The organism is uncultured Intestinibacter sp., from assembly GCF_902468165.1.
In the GTDB taxonomy this organism is placed as follows: domain Bacteria; phylum Bacillota; class Clostridia; order Peptostreptococcales; family Peptostreptococcaceae; genus Intestinibacter.
On sequence record NZ_CABQXJ010000021.1, the window covers coordinates 26,898 to 38,084 of the forward strand.

The following is an 11,187-nucleotide window of genomic DNA, read 5'->3' on the forward strand; positions in this document are numbered from 1 at the left end:
TTAAAAAAACAAAATAATAAAGGAAAGTCAAAAGATACCTCTAATTATTAATTATTATAAATAATTGGAGGTTTTATTATGTCTAAAACAGTAATCATTTATACAACAAAATACAATACAACAAAAAAATATGCAGGATGGCTTGCGATAAAGATAGATGCTGATTTATATGAACTTTCTGATATAAGGGGATCTGATTTAAAAAACTACGACACTATAATATTTGGCGCACCTATAGAAAATGGATATATAAGAGGTGTTGAGTTTATAAAAGATAATATTCAAAAAATAAAAGATAAACAAATTATTATATTTTATGTGGGCCTAGGCTTATATACATTAGATGAAATCATGCTTTTTAATTTCTTGCCTACATATAAATATAAAAATATAAAATTTTTTGAACTTATGGGAGATTTTAATTATAAAAGATTGAATTTTATGGATAAAATTAGAGTGAAATACGGCTCAGGAAAAATTACTTCTGATTTAGTCGATTTAAAAAAGGATATAAAAAACGCCAAAAAAGAAAATATAAATCCAATCTTGAAATTTTTAGAAGGAAATAAAGATAACAGTTTGATATAAAATAAGTATTTTATATCAACTATTTATAAAATACTTGATAATAATTATCGATATCTAGTAAAAATAATTATTATCAAAATGATAATTTTTTACACCTAAATCCTGGAATTTGGTTGACATATCAAAATGATAATAATATAATATAATTATCAAAATGATAAATGGCAAATAATGGGAGGGTTAGTGAATGATATATTACAACGCTTTAGATTTGATAGGGAATACACCTATTTTAAATTTAAAACAAATAGGATATCCGAACTTATTTGTTAAGCTAGAAAAAACAAATCCAGGTGGCAGTATAAAAGATAGAGCAGCGTTATATATGATTAATGGAGCAGAAGAAAAAGGAATATTAAATAAAGATAGTGTTTTAGTTGAAGCTACAAGTGGCAATACGGGTATTGCTCTTGCAATGGCAGGCAAACTAAAAGGATACAAGGTAATAATTATAATGCCTGAGACTATGAGTATTGAAAGAAGACAATTAGTAAAAGCATTTGGAGCAGAATTAATACTTACAGATGGCTCAAAGGGTATGGCAGGTTCAATAGATAAAGCAAATGAATTATTAGATAAAAACTCAAATTATGTATGTCTAGGGCAATTTGATAATGAAGATAATCCAAAAGCACATTATGAAACCACAGGTCCAGAAATACTAAAAGAAGTAAAAAATGTATCTACAGTTGTTGCAGGAATTGGTTCTGCAGGAACTATAGTAGGAGTAGGAAAATATTTAAAAGAAAAAAATAAAGACATAAAAACAGTATCTGATGAAGATGCTTATAAAATAGTTAAGCTTATGGCAAATAAACTTGGAATATTAGTAGGAATATCATCTGGTGCTAATATATTTGGCGCTATGAAATTATGTGATGAAAATCCAGATGAGGTTGTAGTTACAGTAGCTCCCGACGGTGTAGACAAATATATGTCTATGGGAATATTTTAAAATTTATAAAGGAAGGTCGTATACAGTATGTTTTATCATGTTAGAAAAGATTTACAATTTATAGTGGACTCAGATCCAGCAGCTAGAAATAAAATAGAATTATTTTTACTTTATCCATCGATTCACGCGATGATTATGTATAGAATATCGCATTTTTTTTATACTAAAAAGAGATTTTTTATAGCTAGATTAATCTCTCAAATATCAAGATTTTTTACACAAATTGAAATACATCCAGGTGCACAAATCGGCGAAGGAATATTAATAGATCACGGAAGTGGAGTAGTTATAGGAGAAACAGCTATAATAGGAGACAGAGTTACGATTTATCAAGGCGCTACAATTGGGGCAACTGGAAATGAAAATACCTTTAAAAGACATCCGACTATAGGCTCAGATGTAGTAATAGGCTCGGGTGCAAAAATATTAGGTCCAGTTACAATTGGAAATAATGTCAAAGTTGGTGCTAATAGCGTAGTTTTAGAAGATGTACCAGATAACTGTACAGCAGTTGGAATTCCAGCTCAAATAAAAACACGTCGCAAATTTGATGTAGTGGAAAATAATGGAGAATATGTAGCTGATTATGTAATTTAAAAAAATTAAAAACTTTATGAATTAATATTTATATTCTGTAAATAATAAGATAGAAGTTTATAAAATATTCATGGAGGTTTTAATATGAAAGCTAGTGTTGATAAAGATACATGTATAGGATGTGGACTATGTGAATCAATTTGTTCTGAAGTTTTTACACTTGCAGATGATGGATATGCAGAAGCTATTACTTCAGACGTTCCAGAAGATTGCAAAGATGCTACAGTTGAAGCTAGAGACAGCTGTCCAGTTAATGCAATCGACGTAGAAGAATAACAAAGTAAGAAATTAAGTAGTGTCAGTATAATTTTACTGGCACTATTTTTAATTAATAATTAAAAATTAAAAGTACATCAATTTGTATAAATAAATATTTTAAAACTTTAAAAAAAGTTATATATTTATATATAGCTTATAAAATTTATATTGGAGGAAAGATGTACTATACATATATAATAAGATGCAAGGATAATTCTCTATACACTGGTTACACAACTGATGTAAAGAGGCGAATGAGAGAACACCAAACTGGTATAAACAGTAAGTATACCAAATCTAGAGGATTTTCAAATTTAGAGATATATTTTTCATGTAAAACAAAGAGTGAAGCTATGAAATTAGAATATAAAATAAAACAAAAAAGTAGATATCAAAAATTAAATATAATAGAAAATCCAAGTGATTTTATAGAAAATTTAAAAAAAGAAGGCTTTATAATTTTAGATTATAGCAAAGATATATAGCTAATTTTAATTTTAAAACAAATATATATTTTTATATATCTAAAAAATTTTATTGACAAATAAAAAAATAAATACTAATCTAGTATTAGATACAACAAAAATATAAGTGCTAGGGGAGCCATGTGCTGAGAAGTTTTACTGACCCTCAAACCTGATCTGGATAATGCCAGCGTAGGAAAGCATACGGAAAAAGTTATTTATTTAGAATTTATTTAGATATACTCAATTTTAGTATATTTAAAAATTATAATTAAAAAATAGAAAGTATGCTGTACCTATCGGTACAGCTTTTTTTATTTTCAGGAAATTATACATTATTTGGTTTTTAGATGATTTATAATTTCCAACTTATTAATTTAAGCAAGGCAATCTACGATTCGTTGGCGCCATGAACGTAGTGAATTTTTTTATGAAATTTAGTTAGGAGGTAGGATATGAGAAATTATAAAATTCCAACACTTACAATAGCTGGATCTGACTGTTCAGGAGGAGCTGGGATTCAAGCTGATTTAAAGACATTTAGTGCTATTGGGACTTATGGAATGAGTGTTATAACCGCTATAACAGCTCAAAATACAGAAGGTGTGTTTGATGTAGAAGAGCTTTCAAAGGATATAATAAAGGGACAATTAAAGGCTGTATTTGAAGATATTTATCCAAAAGGTGTAAAAATTGGTATGGTGTCAAGCCCTGAGATTATTTTGGAAATAGCTGAAAATTTAAAAAAATATAATCCAGAAATTGTAGTAGTAGACCCTGTTATGATATCTAAAAGTGGATACTCACTTTTAAGACCAGAAGCTAAAGAAAATCTAATTAAATACTTAATACCTATGGCGTATTTAGTTACTCCAAATGTTCCAGAAGCAGAAGAAATTACTGGAATAAAGATAGAAAATGTTGAAGATATGAAAAAAGCGGGTAAAGAAATATTAAACCTAGGACCTAAATATGTGCTTATGAAGGGTGGACATTTAGATGGTGATGCTGTAGATATTCTTATGGGTGAAAACTTATTTGAAGTATTTTCATCAGAGAGAATAAATAAAAAAAATACACATGGAACAGGTTGCACATTATCTTCTGCAATAACTTCACACATAGCGCTTGGATATGATGTAGTTGAAGCTGTTAGACTTAGTAAGATATACATAACAGAAGCTATAAGACATAGTTTTGATATAGGTCATGGAGTAGGACCTGTAAATCACTTTTATAAATTTGAAAAAGTAGATTAATTGAATTTATAAAAAGTTTTATAGTATTTAAAAAATAATATAACTAAATAAAAATAGGGGAGATTTAAAATGTATAAATTAATAGATAAAGTAAAAGAATTAAATCCATTAGTATTACATTACACAAATAATGTAACGATAACAGATTGTGCAAATATGACTTTAGCAATAGGAGCTAGTCCTTTAATGAGCTTTTCATATGAAGAAGTAGAAGATATGGTTTCAATTGCAAGTGCTGTTGTTATAAATATAGGAACTATGAATTCATCATACTTAGATTTATTTATAAAAGCAGGAAAAGCAGCAAACAAATACAATAAGCCAGTAGTTTTAGATCCAGTTGGTGTTTTTGCAAGCAAAGCTAGAGGTGAGCTTACTAATAAATTATTAAACGAAGTAAACTTCACTGTAGTTCGCGGAAATATATCAGAAATTAAATTTATAGGTGGACTTGACGTTGCTGGAAAAGGTGTAGACTCATTTGATGATGGTTCTGATGCATCAGAAATTGTAAAATCAGTAGCTAAAAAATTAAACTGCACAGTAGTAGCATCTGGTATAACAGATTTAGTAAGTGATGGTGAAAAAGTATATAAAATATTTAACGGAACTTATAAACTTAAAAAATTAACAGGAACAGGTTGTATGTCTTCAAGTTTAATTGCTAGTTTCTTGCCTTGTACTGATAAGCCTATAGAAGCTGCATTTATGGGTACTTTAGCTATGAGTTTAAGTGGAGAACTAGCAGATGTTACAAATCCTGGTGTTGGAACTTTCAAAACTTATTTATTCGACAATATAGATTCATTAGACGTAAATACTTTTGAAAAATATGCAAAAGTAGAATTATAAAAACTTAAAATACAAGATATTTCAAAAATACAGATATATTTAAGTTGTTTTGTTTTGAGGAGAAAGATATGTTATTTACAGATTATTTATATGAAAGCAGTAAAGAAATATGGGATAAATATTTAGAGCATCCTTTTTTAGTAGAACTTGGTGAAGGGACATTAGATAAAGAGAAATTTAGAAAATATCTAATTCAAGATTACCTATATCTAATAGAATACGCAAAAGTATACGCTATGGCTTGTGTCAAAAGCAGAAATATGAAAGAGCTTAAAAAGTTTTACAGTGGTATTGGAGGAAGTATTGAGACAGAAACAGCAAACCATATAATGTATTTAAAAGACTTTGGCGAAAACATAGAAGATATGGAATTTAAGTATAAATTAAATATGACAAATGAAAGTTATACAAGCTATATGAAGTCTATATCAATTACAGGGACTATAGAAGAAATAGTGGCAGCTGTACTTCCATGCACATGGAGCTACAATTATATAGGTTTAAAATTAAAAGAAAAATATAAAGATAAATTAGAAGGAAACTTTTTTGAAAGTTGGATAGAAACTTATGCAAGCGACGAATATGTTGCTTTTAAAAATGAATGGCTAGATTTTACAAACGAGATTTGTCAAAATCTTTCAGATAAAACAAAAGAAAAATTAAAAGATATATTTATAAGAGCCAGTATATACGAATTAGAATTTTGGGATATGGCTTACAAAGGAGAATAAGGAGGAAATTATTATGAATATGAATTATATATACGTAGCACTTTGTTTTATACCTCTAGTTTTATATATAATAAAACTTAGAAACTTTGAATTAACTGTTAAGAAAATGGTAGTTATAGCGATGTTTTCTGGATTATCATTTATACTTAGCAAAATAGTATTTATACAATATCCACAAGGTGGAAGTATTAACTTATTATCATCACTACCTATACTTTTAATCGGTCTTATATACGGGCCAATTGAAGGTATGACAACAGGTCTTATAACTGGTGTTTTAGGATTATTTGGAGGATATATAATTCACCCAGTACAATTATTCTTAGATTTTATAATACCACCTATGATTTTAGGTCTTAGCGGAATGTTTGGATCTAACTCAAGAGTAAAAGTATTTTTCGGGTGCTTAATCGTAGTATTTTTAAAATGTTGTGTACACGTAGTATCAGGAGTTGTGTTCTTTGCATCATATGCAGAACAATTTAATATGGGACCATGGTTATATTCAATAGTATATAACTTCTCTTGTGCAGGTGTAGAAGGCTTTTTAAGCTTAATAGTAGCGACTATATTACCGCTTGAAAAAATTAAAAGAGAAGCTAATAAAGGTCATAAAGCAAGTGCATAAGAAAATATTAATTAAAAAATATAGTACAAATTAAAAAATAGAAATTTATACAATAAGAAATAAATTAGTTGTAAGTTTAATCGGAGGGAAGTATGAAGGAAAATTTAAGAGATGACTTAAAAATGTATTTGATAACTGATTCAGATATATTAAAAGGTCGTGATTTTTATAAATGTATAGAAGATGGGCTAAAAGCTGGGGTTACTATGCTTCAACTTCGTGAAAAAAACGCAGACGGCGGCGAATTTTTAGAAAAAGCACTTAAATTAAGAGAGCTTACTAAAAAATACAACGCAAAATTTATAATAGACGACAGAATAGATATAGCACTACTTTGTGATGCAGACGGAGTACACGTTGGACAAAGCGATATAGATGCTAAAAGTGCTAGAAAACTAATAGGGGAAGATAAAATCCTAGGCGTATCAGCAAGAACTATTGAGGAAGCAAAACGTGCAAAAGAAGACGGAGCAGATTACATTGGAATAGGAGCAATGTTTAGCACAAGCACAAAATTAGATGCAAAGAGCGTATCTTTTGAAACATTAAAAGAAATAAAAGACAATGTCGATATTCCATTTGTATTAATCGGTGGAATTAATTTAGGCAATGTGGAAAAGTTAAAGCAATTTAACCCAGATGGATATGTGATAATATCTGCAATATTAAAAGAAGAAGATATATATGCAGAAGTCAAAAAATGGCTTGATGTAATTTAATATTTAAATTTTGAAAATACCGTAGACCAAATTTATAAGATGGTTTGCGGTATTTTTTTAATTAAATATAATATATAGTATTTTAGATACTGTAATTTTAAAAAATTTGTAAAAATTCGTAATCAAAAAAGGAATTTTTATATGTAATGTAAAATTAATAAGATATATAGAAAAGTATTTAGATGGCATTAAAAGTTTGTATTTCATAAAATATAGAAAAAACTTTTAAAAGGAGGGAGTTGTATGAACATAAATGAATATAATAACCTTTTAAATAAATACATTAAATTATTATTTGAGAAAAATAAATTGATAATGAGAGATGCGCCTTATACAGAATCAAAATTTTTATTTCATTTTGGGGACTTGATGATAGAAGAATTAAGACATAATAAAAATATAAAAGAGCTTAGAATAAAACAAAATATTTATGAAAATTACTTTGGTTTAAAAAGGGAAAAAGAAATAAAAAATATACAACAAGAAATAGATAGACAAACTGGAATTTTATCTAAACAAATTTGTGAATTAGAAGTAAAATGTGAAAAATCAAAAGAAGTGTTGAGTCTTAGAGAAAAAAATAAAGGTAAAAAAGACTTGCTAGATTCATTATTTTTAGATGTGATATCTGTTATGCATCCATCGATATACAGTCTAAAAAGCAATAATTTATGGGAGAGAGCTAAAAATGCTTATCTAAATTACGATGATACAACTCTTATGTTGCTTAAAAACTTAAAAGTCAATAAGAGAAAAGATTTAAACATAGCTGACTTAAAAAACGATATATTTTTACTACAAAATGAGATAATATGCATGAAAAGAAGATATCCTTATTATTTAGAAAACAACCTTTTAAGTAGTGAATGGGTAGAATCATATAATAAAGAGATAAATACAAGAATAAAAAAATTACAAGTTGAAGAAAAACAAATTTTTGAAAAGCTTGTTTAAATTACATGAAAACGTTTTATGTTAAAGGGTGCATCCTAAGTAATTTATAAAGTAGAGCGTTATCAAGGACGCTAAAAAGGTTACAAAGACATATTAAAAGTTGATTTCTGAATTAAAAAGGAATCAACATCATACAGAGTTTCTTTCAGAGAAAGAAATAATTATAAATAAACCCTATACATATAGGCACTTTTTCTAGTGTCTTGTGTATAGGGTTTATTTATTATAAATCGGTTATAATCAATTTAATTATTTTCTATATGCAACTTTTATTATGCATAGGTATCCTGCTATACCACCGCATATAGCACATATAGTTCCTTTGAATATCATCATTTGCATAACTGTAAGTGGAGCTATGTTAAATAAGAATACTATTATTGATGATAATATTATTGTTAAAGCACAAGTAACAAGTCCTATTATTATAGAGAACACAAATAAGTGATTTGGAAGATATTTTTCAAATTTGTGTACACCTTCTTGTGAGCTAAATTTACCTTTTTCTAAATCTTTAGCAGTTAAAGGCATAACTATAAGTGCTAAAAGGAATCCTAATAAGAATGTAGTAAATGTAAGGTCTTTTATTATATCAGCACTACCAAACATAGCGTCTGGATGAGATTTCTCCATAAGATAGAATATTCCTGCATTTATTAAACCATTTATAATACCATATCCGATAGTACATTTTGATAAAAGATAACTTTTAAAATTGTTTTCTGTATTTGACATGACTTTCTCCTTTTAAATTTCTTTTTTTTTATTTTTCCTAATTTATAAAATAATATTACTTTAAATTAAACTTTTAAAATCTTTTGTTGACATGAAGTTAACTCTAAGTGCTACACTGTAAATAAGTGATTTATTTTACATTAAAAATTGATATTATGGATCCTTGTAATAAAAATTTCTTGTAAAATAATTAGAATTAACTCAGAGCATAAATGCTATTATAGCACAATGAATTAGAATTTATTTCTTGAAAAAATTGGATGAGTTCAATTCCCATAAATGGAATAATTATTTAAATTAGGTATAAAATGTTAAGGAGGTATAATTATGGCAATATCAGATTTTGCAAAGGAGTATAATGATAAAATGTTTCCAGGGTATAAATCAAAACTATATGATACAGACCCAGAATTTTTAGAGTTATTTGATAATTTTACTTTTGATGAGGTTACAAATCAAAATGACTTAGACGACCATACTAAGTTTATGGCTATATTAGCTACACTTCTAGGATGTGGGGGAATTGATGAGTTTAAGATGATGCTTCCAGCAGCTTATAATTTTGAGGTTAGTCCTGTAGAGATAAAAGAAATTGTATATCAGTCGGTTGCGTATTTAGGAATCGGTAGAGTGCGCCCATTTTTAGATGCAGTAAATGAATTTTTAACTAAAAAAGGTATAAAATTACCATTAGAAGGACAAGCTACAACAAATAGGAAAAATAGAGTAGAAAAAGGAAATGAAGCTCAAGTAGCTATATTCGGGGAAAATATGAGAAACTTCCAAAATATTGGAGATGAAGATACTCGCCATATAAATAAATGGCTAGCAGGTAATTGTTTTGGGGATTACTATACAAGAAATGGACTTAACTTAAAACAAAGAGAGATGATAACTATGTGCTTTCTTCTAGCTCAAGGAGGATGCGAAATGCAACTTAAATCTCATATCCAAGGAAATCTAAACATAGGAAATGATAAAGACTTCTTAATAAAAGTAGTATCACAATGTATGCCGTTTATAGGATATCCTAGAACATTAAATGCACTTAATATAATAAAAGAAGTTGCAAAATAATAAAAAAAGGTATACATTTACTATATATACTAAATGTATACAGTATAGTTTATAATTAAAATTTATAGGAGATGTTAATATGGCAAATATTTTAACAGTATACTACTCTAAAAAAGGTGAAAACTATTTTGATGGAAAAATAAAAAGTATATCAAAGGGAAACACAGAAATAATAGCAGAAATGATTCAAAAAAATGTTGGAGGAGATATATTCGAAATAGACAGAGCTATACCATACCCAAATAACTATAAAGAATGTGTCAAAGAGTCTGTAAAAGAAATGAAAGAAAATGCAAGACCAAAGTTAAAAGAGTATCTAGATAATTTAGATAAGTACGACACAATATTTGTAGGTTATCCAAGTTGGTGTGGAACTATGCCTATGGTTTTATTTAGTTTCTTAGAAAATTACGATTTAGAATCCAAAACTATAATTCCTTTTTGCACAAATGAAGGAAGTGGAATGGGAAGTAGTGAAGCAGACCTTAGAAGAATTTGTAAAGGAGCTAAAGTATTAGATGGCTTATCTATAAAAGGATCTGAAGCCTCAAAATCTGAAGAAATAGTGAGCAAATGGGCAAAACAAAAAGCTTCATTATAATTAAATAAAATAAAAACTCATAAATTGTAATAAAAATTTAGGAATTTGTTAATTTTATTTAAATCTAAGTACATAAATTTTCTGTATTATACTTTTAAGAGTTATGTTAATATAATGTATAAAGACTTATTTGTATGGAGGGAAAGATATGACTATAGATTTACTATTTAGAATAGCGCTTTTAATTGTAGTAGCGGGAATAGCGATAAAATTATTGAAGTTTGTATCAGGAGTAGTATTTAAAGTAGCACTAGTAATGGTGGTTGTACTATTCTTTATTCAACTTATAAAATAAAGGTCTTGTTACAGTTGAAAGTATCGATATATAATTTAAAAAGGTGCAGTTTTATAGAAATATAATTTCTGTAAAGCTACACCTTTTAAACTTATCTTAAATCAATATAAGCATCTATTTGAGGAATAAATATCATATTATCTTTTATATGTGTATTTCCAAATTCTTTTAATTCACTTCCGGCTTCATCTTTAGTTATTTTATATCTAACTGTATTGTCGTCTTTTATTTCACAGTGAAAATACATTCCTTCGTATTGTTTAAATCTAAAGTTATACTTGTCTCTTGTCAGTTTTATTTTTATGTTGTTCATATATTCACCTACTGTATTTTATTATAATTATTAGTATATATTTATAGTATTTTAATATATACAAATTTTATTATACCTTATAATAACACGAAGTTTTTAACTTATCTATAGAATAAATTAAAAGTTTCGTGCTATTATTATTTTAAAAGTTAAAAATGGAG

Annotated in this window: 16 protein-coding genes and 1 riboswitch; of the genes, 14 read left to right on the forward strand and 2 right to left on the reverse strand. The window is 27.4% G+C overall.

The genetic code is table 11. The annotated features are described in order from the left end of the window. Positions 1 to 78 precede the first annotated feature (78 nt). The 11 genes from RDX53_RS05735 to RDX53_RS05785 all read left to right on the forward strand — a co-directional run bounded on the left by RDX53_RS05735 (position 79) and on the right by RDX53_RS05785 (position 8,005). Positions 79 to 588, forward strand: coding sequence for a flavodoxin domain-containing protein (locus RDX53_RS05735; protein WP_195931403.1), 510 nt, complete (start codon positions 79 to 81; stop codon positions 586 to 588). A 187-nt stretch (positions 589 to 775) separates the two neighbouring features. Next, positions 776 to 1,543 (forward strand): cysteine synthase family protein, encoded by a 768-nt coding sequence (locus tag RDX53_RS05740; RefSeq protein WP_307993832.1) that lies wholly within the window; start codon positions 776 to 778, stop codon positions 1,541 to 1,543. Between the two features lie 27 nt (positions 1,544 to 1,570). Next, complete coding sequence (gene epsC, locus RDX53_RS05745; RefSeq protein WP_195931405.1) at positions 1,571 to 2,140, forward strand: serine O-acetyltransferase EpsC; 570 nt, start codon at positions 1,571 to 1,573, stop codon at positions 2,138 to 2,140. Positions 2,141 to 2,224: 84 nt separating this feature from the next. Beyond that, on the forward strand, positions 2,225 to 2,416 hold the full coding sequence (locus RDX53_RS05750; protein ID WP_295572384.1) for a ferredoxin: 192 nt from the start codon (positions 2,225 to 2,227) through the stop codon (positions 2,414 to 2,416). Between the two features lie 161 nt (positions 2,417 to 2,577). Next, positions 2,578 to 2,883 carry a GIY-YIG nuclease family protein gene (locus RDX53_RS05755; protein ID WP_307993833.1) on the forward strand — a complete coding sequence of 102 codons (306 nt, stop codon included), beginning with the start codon at positions 2,578 to 2,580 and terminating at the stop codon, positions 2,881 to 2,883. A gap of 101 nt (positions 2,884 to 2,984) precedes the next feature. Then, positions 2,985 to 3,078, forward strand: a riboswitch (TPP riboswitch). A gap of 239 nt (positions 3,079 to 3,317) precedes the next feature. After that, positions 3,318 to 4,121, forward strand: a complete 804-nt coding sequence (thiD, locus tag RDX53_RS05760; protein WP_195930346.1) for a bifunctional hydroxymethylpyrimidine kinase/phosphomethylpyrimidine kinase — start codon at positions 3,318 to 3,320, stop codon at positions 4,119 to 4,121. Positions 4,122 to 4,190: 69 nt separating this feature from the next. Continuing rightward, positions 4,191 to 4,973 (forward strand): hydroxyethylthiazole kinase, encoded by a 783-nt coding sequence (gene thiM, locus RDX53_RS05765; protein WP_295572375.1) that lies wholly within the window; start codon positions 4,191 to 4,193, stop codon positions 4,971 to 4,973. Positions 4,974 to 5,041: 68 nt separating this feature from the next. Beyond that, positions 5,042 to 5,704, forward strand: a complete 663-nt coding sequence (gene tenA, locus RDX53_RS05770; RefSeq protein WP_295572372.1) for a thiaminase II — start codon at positions 5,042 to 5,044, stop codon at positions 5,702 to 5,704. A 13-nt stretch (positions 5,705 to 5,717) separates the two neighbouring features. Then, entirely contained in the window at positions 5,718 to 6,332 is a 615-nt protein-coding gene (gene thiT, locus RDX53_RS05775) for an energy-coupled thiamine transporter ThiT (protein WP_295733609.1), read from the forward strand. Positions 6,333 to 6,424: 92 nt separating this feature from the next. Beyond that, positions 6,425 to 7,051: a thiamine phosphate synthase gene (gene thiE / locus RDX53_RS05780; RefSeq protein WP_295574652.1), complete on the forward strand. Its 627-nt coding sequence runs from the start codon at positions 6,425 to 6,427 to the stop codon at positions 7,049 to 7,051. 243 nt (positions 7,052 to 7,294) lie between these two features. Continuing rightward, the gene (locus RDX53_RS05785) at positions 7,295 to 8,005 is read left to right on the forward strand and encodes a hypothetical protein (protein WP_295574650.1); all 711 of its coding nucleotides are present in this window, start codon (positions 7,295 to 7,297) and stop codon (positions 8,003 to 8,005) included. A gap of 249 nt (positions 8,006 to 8,254) precedes the next feature. Here the strand turns inward: RDX53_RS05785 and RDX53_RS05790 are convergent, their stop codons facing one another. Continuing rightward, a complete protein-coding gene (locus RDX53_RS05790; RefSeq protein WP_195930358.1) occupies positions 8,255 to 8,740 on the reverse strand; it encodes a hypothetical protein in 486 nt (161 codons plus the stop codon). Positions 8,741 to 9,067: 327 nt separating this feature from the next. Between RDX53_RS05790 and RDX53_RS05795 the strand changes: the two genes are divergently transcribed. The 3 genes from RDX53_RS05795 to RDX53_RS05805 all read left to right on the forward strand — a co-directional run bounded on the left by RDX53_RS05795 (position 9,068) and on the right by RDX53_RS05805 (position 10,713). Next, positions 9,068 to 9,817 (forward strand): carboxymuconolactone decarboxylase family protein, encoded by a 750-nt coding sequence (locus RDX53_RS05795; protein ID WP_295574646.1) that lies wholly within the window; start codon positions 9,068 to 9,070, stop codon positions 9,815 to 9,817. 79 nt (positions 9,818 to 9,896) lie between these two features. Next, positions 9,897 to 10,418, forward strand: coding sequence for a flavodoxin (locus RDX53_RS05800; protein WP_295574643.1), 522 nt, complete (start codon positions 9,897 to 9,899; stop codon positions 10,416 to 10,418). A 148-nt stretch (positions 10,419 to 10,566) separates the two neighbouring features. Further along, the gene (locus RDX53_RS05805) at positions 10,567 to 10,713 is read left to right on the forward strand and encodes a hypothetical protein (RefSeq protein WP_195930364.1); all 147 of its coding nucleotides are present in this window, start codon (positions 10,567 to 10,569) and stop codon (positions 10,711 to 10,713) included. Positions 10,714 to 10,804: 91 nt separating this feature from the next. Here RDX53_RS05805 and RDX53_RS05810 read toward each other — a convergent pair whose 3' ends face one another. Continuing rightward, on the reverse strand, positions 10,805 to 11,026 hold the full coding sequence (locus tag RDX53_RS05810) for a hypothetical protein (protein WP_195930366.1): 222 nt from the start codon (positions 11,024 to 11,026) through the stop codon (positions 10,805 to 10,807). Positions 11,027 to 11,187 lie beyond the last annotated feature (161 nt).